12 protein-coding genes are annotated in these 20,738 nt (G+C 69.3%); 9 read left to right on the top strand and 3 right to left on the bottom strand.

Going from position 1 to position 20,738, the window contains the following annotated elements; translation table 11 throughout:
• The first annotated feature begins 81 nt into the window (after nucleotides 1-81).
• From PIQ37_RS02155 to PIQ37_RS02145, 3 genes are all read left to right on the top strand, one after another.
• Entirely contained in the window at nucleotides 82-4,938 is a 4,857-nt protein-coding gene (locus PIQ37_RS02155; protein ID WP_342072174.1) for a PAS domain S-box protein, read from the top strand.
• Nucleotides 4,935-5,870, top strand: a complete 936-nt coding sequence (locus PIQ37_RS02150; RefSeq protein ID WP_342072173.1) for a diguanylate cyclase domain-containing protein — start codon at nucleotides 4,935-4,937, stop codon at nucleotides 5,868-5,870. The genes PIQ37_RS02155 and PIQ37_RS02150 overlap by 4 nt, the downstream gene beginning before the upstream one ends.
• Before the next feature lie 94 nt (nucleotides 5,871-5,964).
• The gene (locus PIQ37_RS02145) at nucleotides 5,965-7,245 is read left to right on the top strand and encodes an MFS transporter (protein ID WP_342072172.1); all 1,281 of its coding nucleotides are present in this window, start codon (nucleotides 5,965-5,967) and stop codon (nucleotides 7,243-7,245) included.
• On the opposite strand, the gene PIQ37_RS02140 is transcribed toward PIQ37_RS02145, so the two are convergent.
• From PIQ37_RS02140 to PIQ37_RS02130, 3 genes are all read right to left on the bottom strand, one after another.
• Complete coding sequence (locus PIQ37_RS02140) at nucleotides 7,226-8,563, bottom strand: GGDEF domain-containing response regulator (protein WP_342072171.1); 1,338 nt, start codon at nucleotides 8,561-8,563, stop codon at nucleotides 7,226-7,228. The genes PIQ37_RS02145 and PIQ37_RS02140 overlap by 20 nt on opposite strands.
• Before the next feature lie 88 nt (nucleotides 8,564-8,651).
• Entirely contained in the window at nucleotides 8,652-9,926 is a 1,275-nt protein-coding gene (locus PIQ37_RS02135) for an NAD(P)/FAD-dependent oxidoreductase (protein ID WP_342072170.1), read from the bottom strand.
• A gap of 106 nt (nucleotides 9,927-10,032) precedes the next feature.
• Complete coding sequence (locus PIQ37_RS02130; RefSeq protein WP_342072169.1) at nucleotides 10,033-11,412, bottom strand: glutamine synthetase family protein; 1,380 nt, start codon at nucleotides 11,410-11,412, stop codon at nucleotides 10,033-10,035.
• Between the two features lie 268 nt (nucleotides 11,413-11,680).
• On the opposite strand from PIQ37_RS02130, the gene PIQ37_RS02125 reads away from it, so the two are divergent.
• The 6 genes from PIQ37_RS02125 (at nucleotide 11,681) to PIQ37_RS02100 (ending at nucleotide 20,732) form a co-directional block, all read left to right on the top strand.
• Entirely contained in the window at nucleotides 11,681-12,436 is a 756-nt protein-coding gene (locus PIQ37_RS02125; protein WP_267092493.1) for a gamma-glutamyl-gamma-aminobutyrate hydrolase family protein, read from the top strand.
• Between the two features lie 4 nt (nucleotides 12,437-12,440).
• Complete coding sequence (locus tag PIQ37_RS02120) at nucleotides 12,441-13,823, top strand: glutamine synthetase family protein (protein WP_342072168.1); 1,383 nt, start codon at nucleotides 12,441-12,443, stop codon at nucleotides 13,821-13,823.
• 923 nt (nucleotides 13,824-14,746) lie between these two features.
• On the top strand, nucleotides 14,747-16,111 hold the full coding sequence (locus tag PIQ37_RS02115) for an aspartate aminotransferase family protein (protein ID WP_342072167.1): 1,365 nt from the start codon (nucleotides 14,747-14,749) through the stop codon (nucleotides 16,109-16,111).
• A 91-nt stretch (nucleotides 16,112-16,202) separates the two neighbouring features.
• Nucleotides 16,203-17,324, top strand: coding sequence for a polyamine ABC transporter substrate-binding protein (locus tag PIQ37_RS02110; protein WP_342072166.1), 1,122 nt, complete (start codon nucleotides 16,203-16,205; stop codon nucleotides 17,322-17,324).
• A gap of 481 nt (nucleotides 17,325-17,805) precedes the next feature.
• Complete coding sequence (locus PIQ37_RS02105) at nucleotides 17,806-19,158, top strand: HlyD family secretion protein (RefSeq protein WP_455570444.1); 1,353 nt, start codon at nucleotides 17,806-17,808, stop codon at nucleotides 19,156-19,158.
• A complete protein-coding gene (locus tag PIQ37_RS02100; RefSeq protein ID WP_342072164.1) occupies nucleotides 19,155-20,732 on the top strand; it encodes a DHA2 family efflux MFS transporter permease subunit in 1,578 nt (525 codons plus the stop codon). The genes PIQ37_RS02105 and PIQ37_RS02100 overlap by 4 nt, the downstream gene beginning before the upstream one ends.
• Nucleotides 20,733-20,738: the final 6 nt, after the last annotated feature.

Here is a 20,738-nt window from a genome sequence, read left to right as displayed (position 1 = left end):
CGCCAGGGCAGGACACCGGCACTGCGACAACGCGTGCAGGGCCCGATCCACCGACACGGCGCTCCGGGGAGGGGCCTGAGGATGTCCAGGTTGTTGTTCAAGCGCAGTCCGTTCTATTGGTCGTTGGCGACGCTGCTGATCGGCGCGGCGCTCACCACCGTGGTGGCGTTGCAACTGCAACGGGCCAACGCGCGGCACACGCAAGCGCAACTGGACGCGAAAGCCCACGTCGCCTTCGATCGCATCGAAGAGCTGCTGTCCAACTACGACCACGGCTTGCGCGGCATGCGCGGCATGATCGTCACCGCCGGCGACGAATTGCACGGCGATCAAGTGCTGCGCTACAGCCAGAGCCGCGATCTGCGCCGCGAGTTTCCGGGCGCGCGCGGCTTCGGCTTCATCCGCCGTGTCGCGGCGGCCGAGCAGGAACGCTTCGTCGCCACCGAACGCGCGCTGGGGCGCAAGGACTTCGACATCCGGCAGTTGGCGCCGCACGGTGGCGACCGCTTCGTCATCCAGTACATCGAGCCGGTGGACAGCAACGCCGCGGCGCTGGGCCTGGACATCGCCTCGGAGTCGTCGCGCCGTGGCGCGGCCTTGGCGGCGGCGCTGAGCGGCGAGTCGCGTTTGACCGGGCCGATCACGCTGGTGCAGGCCGGCGCGCAGCATGCGCAGTCGTTCCTGTTGTTGCTGCCGGTCTACCGCAGCGCCACCACGCCGCCAGCGGCGGCGCAACGCCTACGCGAGCTGCGGGGCTGGACCTATGCGCCGCTGCTGATGCCGCAGGTGATGCAGGCGCTGGATCTGGATCCGCAGCGGATCGAATTGACGCTGAGCGACGAGAACGCGGATGCTGGCGCGACGCCGTTCTATCGCAATGTGCCGCAGGCCACGCTCGCGCAGGCGCCGCGTGCCGAATTGCGGCGCGACGTGATGGGGCGGCACTGGCGGATGGACATGGTCGCCAGCCCGGCCTTCGTCGCCGCCAGCGCGCGCTGGTCGGTGCACGCCGCGGTGTTGGGTGGCGCGCTGCTCAGCGTGCTGGCGTCCGCACTGGCGTTCGCGCTGTGCAGCAATCACCTGCGGCGCCGGCAGATCGCCCGCGACCAGGCGAACCTGGTCGCGGTGGTGCAGAGCTCGGCCGACGGCATCATCGGCAAGACCCTGGAGGGCGTGGTCACCAGCTGGAACCGCGCTGCGGAACAACTGTTCGGTTTCAGCGAGGCCGAGGCGGTGGGCCGGCGCCTGGGCGAGCTGATCGTGCCGCCGGAACTGATGCACGAGGAGGAGTCGGTACTGCGGCGGATCGGGCGCGGCGAGGACGTGCCGTATTTCGAGACCGTGCGCCGGCATGCCGACGGACGCCTGATCGACGTGCTGGTCAGCGTCTCGCCGATCTACAGCGCCGAAGGCCGGCCGATCGGCGCGTCCAAGACGGTGCGCGACATCTCCGAGCAGAAGGCGGTACGTGCGCAGATCCTGGCCCTGAACGCCACCCTGGAAAGCCAGGTGGCGGCGCGGACCGCCGAGTTGAGCCGCAGCACCGCGATGCTCGAAGGCGTGCTGAGCGCCGCGTCGGAAGTGGCGATCATCGCCACCGACCGCGACGGCACCATCACCCTGTTCAACACCGGCGCCGAGCGTCTGCTCGGCTATCGCCGCGAGGACGTGGTCGGCACGCTGACTCCCGCTGCGTTCCATCGGGCCGAGGAGGTAGCCGCCCGCGGCGCGATGCTGGCCGCCGAACTCGGGCATCCGGTGGAAGGCTTCCGCGTGTTCGTGGAAAAGGCCGAGCGCGATGGCGCCGATACCTGCGAGTGGACGTATGTGCGCCGCGACGGCGCGACCCGCCAGGTGAGCCTGGTGGTCACGGCGATCCGCACCGCACAGGGCGAACTCTCCGGCTACCTGGGCATCGCCCTGGACATCAGCGAACGGCAGGCCGCCGAGCGCTCGCTGGCGCGCAGCATGGCCCTGACCCAGGCGATCCTGGACACGGCGGTCAATCCCATCATTACCTTCGATGCGCGCGGCAAGGTGCGCTCGGTCAATCGCGCCGGCGAGCGCGTGTTCGGGTACGGCGCCGAGGAGATCGTCGGTGAGGACGTGAGCCGGCTGATGCCCGAGGCAGCTTCCAGCCTGCATGCGGCGATGGCGGCCGACGTGCCGCCGACGGGTGCGTGGCCGGAACGCGTCGACAATGCCCGCGAACTGCAGGCAGTGCGCAAGAACGGCGACGCGTTCGCGATCGAGATCAGTCTCGGTACGATGTGGATGGACGGCGAGTGCCTGGTGGTCGGCGTCATCGCCGACATCACCGAGCGGCATCGCCAGCGCCAGGCGCTGACCCGCGCGCACGACCAGCTGGCGATGGCGGCCGACACCGCCGAACTCGGCATCTGGACCTGGACCCCGGGCGATGACGCGCTGGAATGCAACGAGCGCATGTACGACCTGTACGAGTGGCCTGTGGCCCTGCGCGAACGCGGCTTGCGCTATGCCGACTGGCGGGTGAAGGTGCATCCCGACGACATCGCGATGACCGAGGCCAGCCTGCACTCGGCGGTGGCGCACGGGACGGTCTACGACCCGGTGTTCCGGGTGCAGTGCAGCGACGGCGGCCTGCGGCATATCCAGGCCGGCGCACACACCGAACGCGATGCGCAGGGCCGGGTCACCCGCGTCATCGGCATCAACCGCGACATCAGCGCGCAACTGCAGGCCGAGCAGGACCTGCGCCAGGCCAAGGCGCGCGCGGACGAGGCCAGCCAGGCCAAATCCTCGTTCCTGGCCAACATGAGCCACGAGATCCGCACGCCGATGAATGCGGTGCTGGGCATGCTGCAACTGCTGCAGCGTACCGCGCTGGATGCGCGCCAGGACGATTACGTGGGCAAGGCGCAGAAGGCCGGCAAGTCGCTGCTGAGCCTGCTCAACGACATCCTCGACTACTCCAAGATCGAGGCCGGCAAGCTGCAGCTGGACCTGCATCCGTTCCGCATCGAGGAGTTGCTGCGCGACCTGGCGGTGGTGCTGGCCGGCAATCACCAGCGGCCGGAAGTGGAGATCGTGTACCAGCTCGACCGTGGTATCCCCGACCGGGTGATCGGCGATGCGCTGCGCCTGCAGCAGGTGCTGATCAACCTGGCCGGCAACGCGCTCAAGTTCACCGAGCACGGGCATGTGCGCTTGCGCGTGGAACTGCTGCAGCGGCAGGCGCAGGCGGTGACCCTACGGATGATCGTGGAGGACACCGGCATCGGCATCAGCGCCGAACAGCAACAGCGCATCTTCCACAGCTTCACCCAGGCCGAGGCCTCGATCAGCCGCCGCTTCGGCGGCAGCGGCCTGGGCCTGGTGATCAGCCGGCGCCTGATCGGCATGATGGGCGGCGAGCTGCAGGTGCACAGCGTGCTCGGCGAGGGCAGCCGGTTCTGGTTCGATCTGCCGCTGATGCTGGATGCCAACGGCGAGGCGGCGGCTGGATGCGGCGGCGTGCATCCGCGGCATGTGCTGGTGGTCGACGACAGTGCGCTGGTGCGCGAGGTACTGACCGACGCGCTGGGCGCCTGCGGCTGGCAGGTGGAGGGCGTCGCCAGTGGCGAGGACGCGGTGGCGCGTGCGGTCGCGGCCGAGCGCGAGGGCGCACGCTTCGACGCCGTGTTGATGGATTGGCGCCTGCCCGGCATCGATGGCGTCACCGCGGCGGCGCAACTGCGCGCGGTGTGCGCCGCGCCGCCGTTGGTGCTGATGCTGACCGCCTACCAGAGCGAACTGCTGGGCCAGACCCAGCGCCACGTGTCGCCGCCGTTCGCCGATCACCTGGTCAAGCCGGTGACGCCGTGCCAGGTGATCGAAGCCCTGGAGCGGGCCTGGAGCGGGGGTGCCAGGATCGCTGCGCCAATGCCGGCGTCGCAGCGCGTGGCACGCCTGCCCGGGTTGCGCGTGCTGGTGGTCGAGGACAATGCGCTGAACCGGCAGGTGGCCGAGGAATTGCTGTGCGCGGAGGGCGCGCAGGTGGCGCTGGCCGAGGACGGCTTGTCCGGCGTGCAGTGCGTGCGCGACAGCGGCCAGGTCTTCGACGTGGTGGTGATGGACATGCAGATGCCGCGCGTGGATGGCCTGGAGGCGACCCGGCGCATCCGTGCCGACGCGCGTTTCGCGCGATTGCCGATCCTGGCGATGACCGCCAATGCGGCGCAGGACGACGTCGACGCCTGCCTGGCGGCGGGCATGGACGCGCATATCGGCAAGCCGATCGATCTGGAACAGATGGTGGAGGCGCTGCTGCGCCTGAGTGGCCGCACCGCGGCGGCATCGGTGGCCCCGCAGCCGGCGCCGTCCGCGCCGGCGGCGCCGGCTGCGCTCGATGCGATCCTGGCCCGGTTCGGCAACAACGCCGGCCTGTTCGTGCGCATGCTGGACGCCTTCGCCGAGGAGCACCGCACGCTGCTGCAGCGGGTCGAGGCGGCCTTGCGGCAGGGCGATGCCGGTGCCAGTGCCGATGCCGCACACGCTTTGAAAGGCAGCGCCGCGACGCTGGGCGCCGCCACCCTGGCGCAGGCCGCTGCAGTGCTGGAGCAGGACGCCCGCGGCGGACGCCTGCCCGACGTCGCGGCGACGCTGGCGGCGCTGCGCGCGGCGGCCGCGCAGGATCTGGAGGCGCTGCGCACCGCGGCCGCGCCGCTGCGCGCGCCCGCACCACCTGCCGGCACGGACGCCATGGCCGAAGACGCCCTGCTGCCGTGGTTGCGCGCGCTGGAGCCGCTGCTGCGCCAGTCCGACCTGGCCGCCTTGACCCTGCTGGAGCAGGCCCCGCCGGCCATCGCTGGCGCCCAGGCTGGCGACGCGCTGCGCCTGCGCGAGCAGGTGCAGACGCTGCGCTTCGACGATGCCCTGGTCACGTTGAACAACTTGTTGGGGACCGCTTCCCGATGAGCGATTTCGCTGCCTATCGTCGCCTCGCCCCGCAGGGACGGCGCCCGCGCGTGCTGATCGTGGACGACCAGCCGATCAACATCCACGCGCTGCACGAACTGCTGCGCGACGCCTGCGAAGTCAGCATGGCGCTGGATGGCACGCGTGCACTGGCCTTGTGCCAGCAGCAGCCGCCGGACCTGGTGCTGCTGGACGTGATGATGCCGGAGCTGGACGGCCTGCAGGTCTGCCGCCGGCTCAAGGCCGACCCGGCGACGGCGGACATCCCGGTGGTGTTCGTCACCGGGCAGGATGCGCCGGAGGACGAGGTGGCCGCGCTGGAAGCCGGCGGCGCCGATTTCATCAGCAAGCCGGTGCAGCCGGTGGTGGTGCGGGCGCGGGTGCAGAATCATCTGATCATGAAGCTGCAGAGCGACCTGCTGCGCGAAGTCGCGTTGCTGGATGGGCTGACCGGGGTCGCCAACCGCCGCCGTTTCGACGACGCCCTGGCCACGCACTGGCAGGCCTGCCTGCGCGAAGGCAAGCCCTGCGGGGCGCTGATGATCGACGTGGACTACTTCAAGCGCTACAACGATCACTATGGCCATCAGCTCGGCGACGGCTGCCTGCGCGCCGTCGCCCAGGCGCTGGCCGGCTGCGTGCTGCGCCCGCACGATCTGCTCGCCCGCTATGGCGGCGAGGAGTTCGTGGCGTTGCTGCCGGGCAGCGATGCCGACGGCGTGCGCGAAGTGGCGCAGCGCATGCTGCAGCGGGTCGCCGACCTGCAACTGGCGCACGACGCCTCGCCGCTGGGGCCATGCGTGAGCATTAGCCTGGGCGGCGCGGTGGCGGTCCCCCAGGCCGACGCCAGCGCCGCACAACTGCTGGCGCAGGCCGACGCGCAGTTGTATCTGGCCAAGCAGGGCGGGCGCGCGCGGGCCTGCGTGGGGTGAGGCGCCGCGCCGGCGATCGTTGCCGGCGCAACCAAGCGCGTCGCCTCGGCGCCGATCTGCCAGAATCGGCCGATTGCCTGTCGATGTCGCCTCCATGACCGTTGCCGCGTCTCCCGTTCCGCCCGTCAACTCGCCGCGTCGCGTGCTGCTGGCCAGCCTGGTCGGCACCACCATCGAGTTCTTCGACTTCTACATCTACGCCACCGCCGCGGTGCTGGTGTTCCCCAAGCTGTTCTTCCCCGAAGGCGATGCCGATGCGGCGCAGCTGCAGTCGCTGGCGACCTTCGCCGTGGCCTTCGTCGCGCGGCCGTTGGGATCGGCGCTGTTCGGCCATTTCGGCGACCGCATCGGCCGCAAGGCCACCCTGGTCGCGGCGCTGCTGACCATGGGCCTGTCCACCGTGCTGATCGGCCTGCTGCCCGGCTACGACCGGATCGGCCTGTGGGCGCCGGCGCTGCTGGTGCTGTGCCGCTTCGGCCAAGGCCTGGGCCTGGGCGGGGAGTGGGGCGGGGCGGTGCTGCTGGCCACCGAGAACGCGCCGCCGGGCAAGCGCGCCTGGTACGGCATGTTCCCGCAGTTGGGCGCGCCGCTGGGCTTTCTGCTGTGTTCGGGCATCTTCCTGCTGCTGGGCGCGTTGCTGGACGAGGCGCAGTTCCTGCGCTGGGGCTGGCGCACTCCGTTCGTCGCCAGCGCCCTGCTGGTGATCACCGGGCTGTGGGTGCGCCTGCGCATCCACGAGACCCCGGACTTCCAGCGCGCCCTGGACCGCAACGAACGCGTGCGCCTGCCGATGCAGACGGTGCTCTCGCAGCACATCGGCGCGACGCTGCTGGGCACGTTCGCGGTGCTGGCGACCTTCGTGCTGTTCTACCTGATGACGGTGTTCGCGCTGGGCTACGGCACGACCACGCTGCACTACAGCCGCGAGCAGTTCCTGCTGCTGCAGATGGTCGGCATCCTGTTCTTCGCCGCCGGCATCCCGTTGTCGGCCTGGTACGGCGACCGTCGCGGCACGCGCCCGGCGATGCTGGTGGCCAGCGTGGCCATCGTCGCGTTCGGGCTGCTGTTCGCGCCGCTGTTCCAGGCCGGGCAGCCCTGGCAGGTGCTGGGCTTCCTGGCGCTGGGGTTCTTCTTCATGGGCCTGACCTACGGCCCCTGCGGCACGCTGCTGGCCGAACTGTTCCCGGTGCCGGTGCGCTACACCGGCGCCTCGCTGGCGTTCAACCTGGCCGGCATCGTCGGTGCGGCGCCGGCGCCGTATGTCGCGGTGTGGCTGGCCAAGCAGTACGGCCTGCCGTGGGTGGGCTACTACCTCAGCGCGGCGGCGCTGCTGACCTTGCTGGCCCTGCTGGCGATCAGGCGGCCGCGTCGCTGAGCGCCGGCTCCGCCGGCGGTGCGTGTTCGACCCGGTTGCGGCCGCCGGCCTTGGCCAGGTACAGGTACTTGTCGGCCTCGGTCAGCAGCGGATGCAGGGTCTGCCGCTGCGGACCGCTGCTGCTGACGCCGATGCTGATGGTGAGGCGCAGGGTCTGCGTGCCCAGCGGAATCGCGAGGTCGGCGATGCGCGCGCGCAGGGTTTCGAAGTAATCGGCGGCCGCGGCGGGGTCCAGGCCCGGCACCAGCATGCAGAATTCCTCGCCGCCGAAGCGCGCCACCATGTCCTGCGGGCGCGCGTGCGCGGCCAGGGTCGCCGCCACCGCGCGCAGCGCTTCGTCGCCGGCCTCGTGGCCGAAGGTGTCGTTGATGTGCTTGAAATGGTCGATGTCGAGCATCGCCACGCCGACCGGCTCCTGCCGCGCCAGCCACTTCGCCAGGACGCGCTGGCTCTGTTCGAGGAAGTGCCGGCGGTTGGGCAGGCTGGTGAGGAAGTCGCGTGTCGCCAGGTCCTGCAGGGTGCCGATCAGCTCCAGCTGATCCACGTTCTGCGAGACCCGGCAGAAGAATTCCTCGCGCGAGAAGGGCTTGCGCAGGAAGTCGTTGGCGCCGTTCTTGAGGAAGCGCGGCACCAGCGACGGGTCGTTGTTGCCGGACAGGCCGATCACCGCCAGCATGTCGCGCGCGCGCAATGCGCGCAGCCGGCGGGTGAATTCCACGCCTTCCATGCCCGGCATTTCCTGGTCCACCACCGCCAGGCGGATGGACGGATTGGCCTCGATCGCGCGCAGCCCGGCGGCGCCGTCGGCGGCCTCGACCACGCGGTAGCCGTACATCGACAGCAGGGAGGCGGCATAGGCGCGCGCCGACGGCGAGTCGTCCACCACCAGCGCGGTGATGGAGCGGTTGCGCGCCAGCCGCTGCACCAGCCAGGCCAGGTAGTCGATGCTGTCCGGCGCGTTCTTCAGGACGAAGTCGATGATCTGCTGGGTCAGGATGCGCTTGCGCAGGCCCTCGTCGTAGACCCCGCTGACCACCACCGTGGGCAGCCCGCGCGCGACGAAGAAGTCCACCACGGTGTCGCGGTCGCCGTCGGCCAGCACCAGCCCGGTCAGCGCCAGGAACCAGGGACCGCCGTCATCCAGGGCGGCGGCGGCCTCGGCCAGGGTGGAGACCACCACGACCGGCAGTTCGACCCGTTGCTCGATCGCCGCGCGCAGCAGGTCGGTGAAGGTGCGCGAGTTTTCCACCAGCAGGATGCGCTGCTGTGCGGGGCTGCCGTCGGGGGCGATCGGGGCGATCGACAACGGGTGCGACATGCATGCCTCGCGGGCGGCAATCCAGGGGTGGAACCCGGTTAGCGGCCGAGTGCGCACAAACTTGAGGGCGGCGCGGGTGCGTCGCCGGCTACCAGAGCGCGTCGCGCAGCTTGTACCAGGACATCGCCGCCACCAGCAGCGGCGTGCGCAGCAGGCGCCCGCCGGGAAAGGGCGCGTGCGGGATCCGCGCGAACACGTCCAGCCGCTGTGCCTGCCCGGCGATCGCCGCAGCGATGACCGCCCCGGCCAGGCCGGTGGCGGCCACCCCATGGCCGGAGAAGCCCTGCGCGAAATACACGTTCGGGGTCAACCGGCCCCAATGCGGGGCGCGGTTGCGGGTGATGTCGACGTAGCCGCCCCACACCGCGTCCATCTCGACCTGGCGCAGCTGCGGGAACACCCGGCGCATGCGCCGGGTCATCACCCCGCGCAGGCCGGGCGGCGGCAGCGACGAATAGCTGGCGCGACCGCCGAACAGCAGCCGGTGGTCGCGGCTGAGGCGGAAGTAGTCCAACGCCCAGTTGACGTCGGCCACCGCCATGTCGTTGCCGATCAGCTCACGCGCCAGCGCCTCGCCCAGCGGCGCGCTGGCGCCGATGTAGGTGCCGACCGGCATGATCCGCGATTCCAGCTCCGGAGCGATGCCGCGCAGCCAGGCATTGCCGGCGAGGATGGCGAACTCACCCTCGACCTCGCCGTGCGCGCTGCGCAGGATCGGCCGCGCGCCGCGCACCAGTTGCGTGACCGGCGTCTGCTCGTAAATGCGCACGCCAGCAGCCAGCGCCGCCCGCGCCAGGCCACGCGCGTAGTCCAGCGGATGCAGGTGCCCGCTGGCCGCGTCGTACATCGCGCCCAGGTAGCGTGGGCTGCGCAACTGCGACTGCAGCTGCGCGCGGTCCCACCATTGCAGCGGATAGTCGTAGCGCTGCGCCATCTCGATGATGCCGGCGCGCAACGCGCGTTCCTGGCGCGGCTTGATCGCCACGTGCGCATGGCCGTCGCGCCAGTCGCAGGCGATGCCATGGCGGGCGATGCGGGTGCGCAGCAACTGCATGCCGTCCCGGGAGAAATCGAACAGCAGCCGCGCATCGTCCTGGCCGAGCAGGGCTTCCAGGGTGTGCTGCTCGCAGCCGTAGCCGACGATGGCCTGGCCGCCGTTGCGCCCGGACGCACCCCAGCCGACCCGCTGCGCCTCCAGCACCGCCACCCGATATCCGGCCTCGGCCAGGGCCAGCGCCGCACTCAGCCCGGTATAGCCGGCGCCGAGGATGCACACATCCGCCTGCACGCGTCCGCGCAGCGGTTCCTGCGCGGGGAACGGTGCGGCGCTGTCGGTGTACCAGTTGCGGGCGGAAGCAGGCATGGGATTCGGGATTGGGGATTGAGATCAGCGATCGTGTGATGGACCTTTGGCGGGCGTAAATCTGCTTGTAACGAATCCCCAATCCCGAATGCCCAATCCCCGCTCCTCACACCGTCCGCAAATACCAGCGATAGTCCACATCGCTGACCTGCGCCTGGAAATCCAGCAGCTCGCGGCGCTTCTGCTGGCCGTAGATATGCCGGAAGCGCGTGCTGAACGCGGTGGCGGCGAAGTCGCTGTCCAGGAAGCGGGCGATCGCGCTGCGCCAGTCCGGCTCGCGTGCGGCCTGTTGCGCGTAGGCGTTGCCCTGGGTCGGCGGGCCGGGGTCGAGGCTCTGCGCCAGGCCGTGTTCGATGCCGGCCAGCACCGCCGCGACAACCAGGTAGGGATTGGCGTCGGCGCCGGCGATGCGGTGTTCGATGCGGGTGTTGGCCGGGTCGCTGTGCGGCACGCGCATCGCCACGGTGCGGTTGTTGAAGCCCCAGCTGTCGTTGAGCGGGACGAAGGCATTGGCAACGAAGCGCCGATAGCTGTTGGCGTGCGGCGCGAACAGCAGCAGGCAGTCCTCGGCGCTGTGCTGCAATCCGCCGATGGCATGGCGCAGCGGCGCGGCCGGCGCCTGCGGGGTGCAGGCGAACACGTTGTGGCCGGCGCCATCGAGCAGGCTCACGTGCACGTGCAGACCGCTGCCGGACTGCGCGGCGAACGGCTTGGCCATGAAGCTGGCGAGCAGGCCCTGCTGCTGCGCGATCGCCTTGATCGCGCGCTTGAGCAGCACCGCATCGTCGCAGGCGGCCAGCGCATCGGCGCGGTGCTTGAGGTTGATCTCGAACTGGCCGGGCGCATATTCGGCGACTGCGGTGTCGGCCGGGATGCCCTGCGCGCGGCAGGCCTGCGCGACCGCGTCGGTGAAGCCGCGCTGGTCGTCCAGTTCCTGCATGTAATAGACCTGGGTGCTGTCGTTGCGCAGTCCGCTGTGGGCGTGCAGCGGCGGCTGCGGGCGGCCGTGCGTGTCGGCGTGCGGGTCGAACAGGTAGAACTCCAGCTCCGCCGCGATCACCGGGGTCAGCCCGCGTGCCTGCAGGCGCGCCAGCACCTGCGCCAGTACCTGGCGCGGGGCGAAGTCGAGCGCGCCGCCGGCGCCGTCCTGCATCGCCAGCAGCAGTTGCGCCGACGGCACCGGCGCCCACGGCACCGGCCGCAGACTGCCCGGCACCGGGAAGCACAGCCGATCCTCGTCGCCGATGTCGTAGCCCAGCCCGGTTTCCTCGACGGTATTGCCGGTGATGTCGGTGGCGATCAGCGACATCGGCAGGCACACCCCGTCGCGGTAGACCTTGTCCAACGCGTCGCGGGCGATGCGCTTGCCGCGCAGCAGGCCGTTGCAGTCCGGCAGCAGCAGGTCGATCTGCTCGCAGCCGGCGATACGCTGCAGGGTCTGGGCATCGTCCGGGGGCAGCAGCGGGGCGTCGTGCATGCGGGTCATCGCGGCGGACGGCGGGAGTGCTTGGAGCTTAGCAGAGCGCCATGGCGTCAAGAATACTCAACAGCGGCAGGAGGTGACGTGCCGACGCTCGCTCGCGCGGCACGCTGGCCGTGTTGCGCTTTTGCGGCATGGCGGAGGAGATTTTACGGCATGGTGCAAGCCGGTTGGCGCGTCTGCAAGCGTGTTGTGCGCCGTGTCCCACTGCGTGTCGTGTTGTAAAAATAAAACGCTCGCGGTAACTTGCGAGGACGCCACACGAGTTCTTCGCATGGCCGTATCGCCCTTGGTCGGCGTGCCGACCGACCGCAAGCTCATCGGCCATCATCCGTTCCTGGCCGCGGGCGAAAAGTATCTGCGTGCCGCCGTCGATGGCGCCGGGGTGACCCCGGTGCTGCTGCCGTCGCTGCAGCCGCCGGTCGACGCCCGCGCCTGGCTGACGAGGCTCGACGGCCTGCTGCTGACCGGCGCGGTCAGCAACATCGAGCCACATCATTACAGCGACGAGCCGAGCTGGCTCGGCAACCTGCATGACCCGGCGCGCGACGCCAACACGCTGGACCTGATTCCGCAGGCGATCTCGCTGGGCCTGCCGATCCTGGCGATCTGCCGCGGCTTCCAGGAAGTCAACGTCGCCCTCGGCGGCACCCTGCACCAGAAGGTGCATGCGCAGCCGGGGCTGTCCGATCACCGCGAGGATCCGCAGGCGACGCTGGAGGCGCAGTACGCGCCGGCGCACGAGGTGGCGCTGAGCGAAGGCGGCTGGCTGGAGGAGATCGCCGGCCGCGGGCGGGTGCGGGTCAACTCGCTGCACGGACAGGGCGTGGCCCGCCTCGGCGGCGACCTGATCGTCGAGGCGCTGGCGCCGGACGGGCTGATCGAGGCCTTCCGCGGCATCGGCCCCGGTTTCCTGCTCGGTGTGCAATGGCATCCGGAGTGGCGGGTTCTCGACGACCCGTTCTATCTCGGCATCTTCCAATCCTTCGGCGACGCCTGTCGCCACTATGCGGCCAGCCGCAGGCACTGATCCCATGGCCAGTCGACCCCGATCGCGCAAGCACACCCCGGAACAGCAGGAAAGCTCGCTGCGGCGCTGGCTCAAGGAACGCCACATCACCGAGGTAGAGTGCCTGGTGCCGGACATCACCGGCAACGCGCGCGGCAAGATCATTCCCGCCGCCAAGTTCTCGCACGACTACGGCACGCGCCTGCCCGAGGGCATCTTCGCCACCACGGTTACCGGCGACTATCCGGACGACTACTACGACCTGACGTCGCCGTCGGATTCGGACATGCAACTGCGCCCGGACCCGGACACGGTGCGCATGGTGCCGTGGGCCGCCGACCCGACCGCGCAGGTGATCCACGATTGCTATACCAAGGAAGGCCAACCCCACGAACTGGCGCCGCGCAACGTGCTGCGCCGGGTGCTGGAGGCGTATGCGGCGATCGGCTGCAAACCGGTGGTGGCGCCGGAGCTGGAGTTCTTCCTGGTGCAGAAGAACACTGACCCGGACTTTCCGTTGCTGCCGCCGGCCGGCCGCTCGGGCCGGCCGGAGACGGCACGGCAGTCGTACTCGATCGACGCGGTCAACGAGTTCGATCCGATCCTGGACCTGATGTATGACTATTGCGACGCGATGGAACTGGACGTGGACACGCTGATCCACGAATCCGGCGCGGCTCAGCTGGAGGTCAACTTCACCCACGACGACGCGCTGTCGCGCGCCGACCAGGTGTTCCTGTTCAAGCGCACCATGCGCGAGGCGGCGCTGCGCCATGGCGTCTACGCCACCTTCTTGGCCAAGCCGATGGAGAACGAGCCGGGCAGTGCGATGCACATCCACCAGAGCCTGGTGGACAAGCACGGCAAGAACGTCTTCAGCGGCCGCCGCGCCGGCGAGTACAGCCGCACCTTCGCCCATTACCTGGCGGGCCTGCAGAAGTACGTGCCGATGGCGATGGCGTTCTTCGCGCCCAACGTCAATTCCTACCGCCGGCTGATGTTCGGCGAGGTGTCGCCGAGCAACGTGCTATGGGGCTTCGACAACCGCACCTGCGGCCTGCGCGTGCCGATCGACACGATCGAGAACATGCGTGTGGAGAGCCGCTTCGCCGGTTCCGACGCCAACCCGTACCTGGCGATGGCGGCGACGCTGGCCTGCGGCCTGCTCGGGATCCGCGAGAAGCTCGAGCCGACCGAGCCGACCACGGGCAGCGGCAAGGAGATGGGCTATCAGTTGCCGCGTTCGCTGGGCGAGGCGCTGGACGAGCTGGAGCGGTGTGGGCCATTGCAGGAATTGCTGGGGCCGCGCTTCGTGCGGGCGTACATTTCGGTCAAGCGCAAGGAGTACGAGACGTTCTTCCGGGTGATCAGTTCGTGGGAGCGGGAGTTCTTGTTGTTGAACGTGTGAGTTCCTGGCGGCCTTCGTAGCTTGCGTGACTCGTCGTTTGCGACGGAGTTGCCTACGCGCTCTGCAGCAGATTCGATCCTGCCTTTGCCTTTGCCTTTGCCTTTGCTGTTGCTGTTGCTGTTGCCGTTGCTGTTGCTGTTGCTTCGGTTGTTGCTTTTGACTTGCCGGGTTCCCTTCCGAAGCGGCGGCCATCGCGGGGAAAAACCCGAAGGGCGGCGTACATGGATGTACGCCGTCCGCAGCAGGGGCAGGATGCCCCTTCCGCGGATCCCCGTGATGGACGCGGACCCGGAGCGCGCAGCGCGGAGGGCGCGAAGGCAGGGCGCGCTTTCTTTTGGTTACCTTTTCTTTGCGCGAGCAAAGAAAAGTAACTCGCCCGCAAGGGCGAAAGCTCTTGCTGTTGCTTGATGTTTGCGTGTCAGGCGAGAAGGTCTGTAGGAGCGGCTTTAGCCGCGACAGCCACAATGGACTTTCGCTGTCGCGGCTGAAGCCGCTCCTACAATCCAGCGGCGGCCGCCGTAGGAGCAGGTGCAAGAGCAAAGCTTTCGCCTGGCGGCGAGTCACTTTGATCAGCCTTCGGCTGCTGAGAAGCGCTTCTTTGCTTGTGCAAAGAAAAGTAACCAAAAGAAAGCACACCCTGCCTCGCGCCCTCCGCGCTAACGCGCTCCGGGTCCGCGTCCAACCCGGGGATTCGCGGAAGGGGCATCCTGCCCCTGCCGCGAACGGCGCACGTCCATGTGCGCCGCCCCTTCGGGGTTTTTCCCCGGGCCGGCCGCCGCTTCGGAAGGGAACCCGGTAAATCAAAAGCAACGGCAAAGGCAAAGGCAACAACAAAGGCAACAACAGCAACAGCAAGAGCAGCAGCAACAGCAAGAGCAAAGCTTGGCCGCGGTAGCGGCCTTGGTACCGACATTGGAGTGGACATGGACCGAATCGACACGCGCGCCCTGCAGGACCTGGATGCCGCGCACCACCTGCACCCGTTCAACGACAACGCCGCCCTGGCGCAGAAAGGCACCCGCATCCTCACCCGCGGCGACGGCGCCTACGTCTGGGATGCCGACGGCAACCAGTTGCTGGATGCCTTCGCCGGCCTGTGGTGCGTCAACGTCGGCTACGGGCGCAAGGAGCTCGGCCAGGCCGCCGCGCGGCAGATGGAGCAGCTGGCGTACTACAACAGCTTCTTCCAGTGCACCACCGAACCCACCATCCGGCTGGCCGCCAAACTCGCCGAACTGGCGCCGGGCGACCTCGACCATGCCTTCTTCACCAACTCCGGCTCCGAGGCCAACGACACCATCCTGCGCCTGGTGCGGCACTTCTGGGCGGTGCAGGACCAGCCGCAGAAGAGCATCTTCATCGGCCGCCACGACGGCTACCACGGCACCACCATGGCCGGTGCCAGCCTCGGCGGGATGAAGGGCATGCACCGCCAGGGCGGCCTGCCGATCCCGGACATCCACCACATCGATCCACCGTACGGTTTCGGCGACGGTGGCGACATGGATCCGGACGAGTACGGGTTGCTGGCCGCGCGGCGGCTGGAGGACAAGATCCTGGAACTGGGGCCGGAGCGGGTGGCCGCGTTCATCGGCGAGCCGATCATGGGCGCGATCGGCGTGTACATCCCGCCGCGCAGCTACTGGCCGGAGATCGAGCGCATCTGCCGCCGCTACGACGTGCTGCTGGTCGCCGACGAGGTGATCTGCGGCTTCGGCCGCACCGGCGAATGGTTCGGGTCGCAGCACTTCGGCTTCCAGCCGGACGTGATGACCATCGCCAAGGGCATCACCTCCGGCTACATCCCGCTCGGCGCGGCCATGTTCGGCACGCGCGTGGCCACGGTGCTGAAGGAGCAGGGCGGCGAACTGGCGCATGGCTGCACCTATTCCGGGCACCCGGTGTGCGCGGCGGTGGCGCTGGAGAACCTGCGCCTGCTGCAGGACGAGGGCATCGTCGAACGCGCGCGCAGCGAGATCGCGCCGTACCTGGCGCAACGCTGGGCCGAGCTGGGCGAGCACCGGCTGGTCGGCGAGGCGCGCATCGTCGGCATGATCGGTGCGCTGGAACTGGTGCCGGACAAGCCGCGCCGGCACTACTTCCCCGAGCGCGGCAAGGTCGGCGCATTGTGCCGCGACAACGCGCTGCGTCGCGGCCTGATCCTGCGCGCCACCAACGACGCGATGCTGCTGTCGCCGCCGCTGATCCTCAGCCGTGCCCAGGTCGACGAACTGTTCGACAAGGCCTGGCTGGCGCTGGAGGATACGGCGCAGGCGCTGGGCAAATAGCCCGGCGCTGGGTAGTCTGGAACGTCCACCCCGGATCCGGCGCGCGGCGCCGATCCTCCCCCTCTTGCCCATGGACCTGCGGAGACCTGCCATGACCTTGCGACTGCTCACTCTTTCCCTGGCCACGGCGCTGCTCGCCGGCTGCGGCGGCTCCGGCAGCGATGCGGACAAGGCGGGGCAGGGCGAGGCGAAGGTCCTCAACGTCTACAACTACTCGGACTACATCGCCGAGAACACGATTCCCGACTTCGAGAAGCAGAGCGGCATCAAGGTCACCTACGACGTCTTCGACAGCGACGAGATGGTGGAGACCAAGCTGCTGGCCGGCGGCAGCGGCTACGACGTGGTGGTGCCGACGCTGAACTTCTTCGGCCGGCAGATCCAGGCCGGCGTGTTCCTGCCGCTGGACAAGAGCAAGATCCCGAACCTGGCCAATCTCGATCCGCAGATCATGCAGCGCATCGCGCAGCAGGATCCGGGCAACAAGTACGGCGTGCCGTACATGGTCGGCACCACCGGCATCGGCTACAACGTGGACAAGGTCAAGGCCGCGTTCGGCAGCACCGACATCGCCAACAGCTGGGACCTGGTGTTCAAGCCGGAGAACCTGTCCAAGCTCAAGGACTGCGGCGTGACCCTGCTGGACACGCCCTCGGACCTGATCCCGATCGCGCTGCACTACCTGGGCGAGGATCCGCACAGCACCGATCCGGCCAAGATCGAGCAGGCCGCGGCGCTGATCAAGCGCATCCGCCCGTACGTGCAGAACTTCCACTCCTCGCAGTACGTGACCTCGCTGGCCAACGGCAGTACCTGCCTGGCGGTGGGCTGGTCCGGCGACATCATCCAGGCCCGCGACCGTGCCGAGGAAGCCAAGAACGGCGTGCACGTGGCCTATTCGATTCCCAAGGAAGGCGCGCCGCAGTGGTTCGACATGCTGGCCATTCCCAAGGACGCCAAGCATCCGGAGAACGCCTACGCGTTCATCAACTACCTGCTGACGCCGAAGGTGGCCGCGGCCAATACCGACTTCATCCACTACGCCAACCCGGTGCCGCAGGCGACCCCGCTGGTGGACGCGGCGATCCGCAACGACCCGACCATCTATCCGCCGCCGGAAGTGGCCGCGAAGATGTTCACCTATTCGATCAACCCGCCCGAGGTGGACAAGCTGTACACCCGCCTGTGGACGGAGATCAAGACCGGCCGTTGAGCCGGTGGTGTTCGCGGTCTCTGGTAGCGCCTTGCCGTTGAACCAGCAGGCAGTGAGCGCCGCACTTGTCCAAACCGGCCACCGCGGACGCTAGCACCTGTTGTGGGAGGGACTTCAGTCCCGACGCGATGCTGCCTGGGACGCATCGCGTCTTCGCCCGTCGCGGCTGAAGCCGCTCCTACCCCTTTTACCGGTGCACGCAGGCACCGCGCCGGCACGCTCTCCCGGTTGAGATCGGAGCCGGCAACACCGTCTCCCGTAGGAGCGGCTTCAGCCGCGACGGGCCTTCCCGACCGCGCCCTGTCGCGCGGCTGAAGGGCGCCCCGACACATCGCTCCCCCCATCGGGATGAGAGACCGGGAACATCGCTCCCTCGACCCAAGCGGCCGGGTCGGGCGCCGCACAGCGCCCGCCATCGCGGCGACGCCGCATCGCCACCGCCACGCGATGCTCACACACTCTGTACTCACCGGTACAAATAATGCGCCGGCCGGCGTACGCTACCGTTTGGTGGCGCCGCCGTTCCGACCCGGCGACGTTCTTCCTCTCCCCAGGAATCAGCGACTTGAGCAACCACCACCCAGACTCCTCACAGGCGCCGCGGCAGGGCGCCGCGCGCGACGCCCATGCCGGCCAGGGCCAGTCCGGCTCGCCCCGGGACGACAAGGGCCATGACGGCAAGGGCCAAGCCGACGACGGCAAGTCCGATACCCCGTCGCCGCTGAAGAACCCCAAGGTCAAATGGACCCTGCTGCTGATCGGCCTGCTGGTGGTGATCGGCCTGGTGGTGTGGCTGATCTATTACCTCACCACCGGCCGCTACCTGCAGGAGACCAACAACGCCTATCTGCAGGCCGATACGGTGGCGGTGGCGCCGCGGGTCAACGGCTACGTGACCGCGGTGTACGTGCGCGACAACCAGACCGTGGCCGCCGGGCAGCCGCTGCTGGAGATCGACCCCCGCACCTATCGCGCCACCCTGGAGCAGGCGCAGGCGGCGATCGCGGTACGCCAGGCCGACATCGCCGCCGCCGAGGCCGGGCTGCAGGCGCAGCGCGCCAGCCTGCTGCAGGCGCGCACCCAGGTCACTGCCGCCGCCGCGAGCCTGCGCTTCGCCCAGGGCGAGGCCAAGCGCTTCGGGCCGCTGGCCGCGTCCGGCGCCGACACGCACGAACACTACGAAAGCATCGTCCACGACCGCGACCGCGCGCAGGCGCAGTTCGACGCGGCCAAGGCCCAGGTCGCCGCCGCCGAGAGCCAGGTGCAGGGCACCAGCGCCAAGCTCGACCAGGCCCGCGCCGGGCTGGTGCAGGCGCAGGCCGACGCCGCGCAGGCGCAGGTGGCGGTGGAAGACACCCGCCTGACCGCGCGCATCGCCGGCCGCATCGGCGACAAGACCGTGCAGGTCGGCCAGTTCGTCGCGGCCGGCACCCGGCTGATGAGCGTGGTGCCGGTGGACGCGCTGTACCTGAGCGCCAACTTCAAGGAAACCCAGGTCGGGCTGATGCGGCCGGGGCAGCCGGCGCGGATCGAGGTCGACGCGCTGTCCGGGGTGGAACTGGACGGCGTGGTCGAGAGTATCGCCCCGGGCACCGGGTCGCAGTTCGCGCTGCTGCCGCCGGAGAACGCCACCGGCAACTTCACCAAGGTGGTGCAGCGGGTGCCGGTGCGCATCCGCCTCAAGGCCGGTGCCGAGGCGCGCAAGGTGCTGGTGCCGGGCATGTCGGTGACGGTGACGGTCGATACGCGCAGCGCCAAGGACGCCAAGGAGCGCGTGGAGGAAGAGGACGCGCAGGGCCAGGATGCCGTCGCCCCGCGCGGGCGCACCCCGTGAGCGAAGCGGCCGCGGCGGCTGGTGCGCAGGCGCCGGGCAAGGCCGACACCGGGGCCTGGCTGGCGGTGGCCGCCGGCACCATCGGCTCGTTCATGGCGACGCTGGACATCTCCATCGTCAACGCCGCGCTGCCGACCATCCAGGGCGAGGTCGGCGCCAGCGGCACCGAGGGCACCTGGATCTCGACCTCCTACCTGGTCGCCGAGATCGTGATGATCCCGCTGACCGGCTGGTTCGTGCGCACCCTCGGGCTGCGCAACTTCCTGCTGATCTGCGCGCTGCTGTTCACCTTCTTCTCGGTGGTGTGCGGGCTGTCCAACAGCCTGACCATGATGATCCTCGGCCGCGTCGGCCAGGGTTTCGCCGGCGGCGCGCTGATCCCCACCGCGCTGACCATCGTCGCCACGCGCCTGCCGCCGGCGCAGCAGACCCTGGGCACGGCGCTGTTCGGCATGACCGTGATCCTGGGCCCGGTGATCGGGCCGCTGCTGGGCGGCTGGCTCACTGAGAACGTCAGCTGGCACTACGCGTTCTTCCTCAACGTGCCGGTCTGCGCCGGCCTGGTGGCGCTGCTGCTGCTCGGGCTGCCGCACGAGCGCATGTACCTGCGCGGGCTGCTGGACGCGGACTGGCTCGGCATCTTCGGCCTGACCGCGGGCCTGGGCGCGCTGACCGTGGTGCTGGAAGAAGGCCAGCGCGAGCGCTGGTTCGAATCCACCGAGATCGTGCTGCTGAGCGTGGTCTCGCTGGTCGGCTTCATCGCCCTGGTGGCCTCGCAGTTCTTCAGCCGGCAGCCGGTGATCCGCCTGTCGATCCTGCTGCAGCGCAGTTTCGGCGCGGTGTTCGTGATGGTGATGGCGGTGGGCATGATCCTGTTCGGGGTCATGTACATGATCCCGCAGTTCCTGGCGGTGATCTCCGGCTACAACACCGAGCAGTCCGGCTACGTGGTGCTGCTGTCGGGCATCCCCACGGTGCTGCTGATGCCGATGATGCCCAAGCTGCTGACCACGGTGGACGTGCGCGTGCTGGTGCTCGGCGGGTTGAGCTGCTTCGCCGCGGCCTGCTTCGTCAACATGCACCTCACCGCCGAGTCGGTGGGCATGCATTTCGTCGCCGGGCAGCTGCTGCAGGGCTGCGGGCTGGCGCTGGCGATGATGTCGCTCAACCAGGCGGCGATCTCCTCGGTGCCGCCGGACCTGGCCGGCGACGCCTCGGGCCTGTTCAATGCCGCGCGCAACATGGGCGGCTCGATCGGCCTGGCGCTGATCTCCACCTTCCAGGAGCGGCGCATGGTGTTCCATACGCAGATGCTCGGCAGCGGCACCACCGCCAATTCGCCGCTGGCGCAGGACTACCTGCACGGCATCGCCGCGCAACTGCAGTCGGTGTCCGGCGCCGGCGCGGCGATGCAGTCGCTGGCGCAACTGGCGCGGCTGGTGCAGCAGCAGGCGCTGGTGATGACCTACAACGACCTGTTCTGGATCTTCGGGGTGATCGTGGTCTGCACGATCCCGCTGGCGTTCCTGCTCAAGCCGCTGCCCAAGGGCGGCGCTCCGCTCGCGATGCATTGAGGATTC

Origin of the sequence: Xanthomonas protegens, assembly GCF_038442435.1 — a bacterium.
Classification (GTDB): Bacteria; Pseudomonadota; Gammaproteobacteria; order Xanthomonadales; family Xanthomonadaceae; genus Xanthomonas_A; species Xanthomonas_A sontii.
The sequence above is the reverse complement of the archived record's forward strand: the minus strand, read 5'-3'. Positions and strand labels throughout refer to the sequence as shown.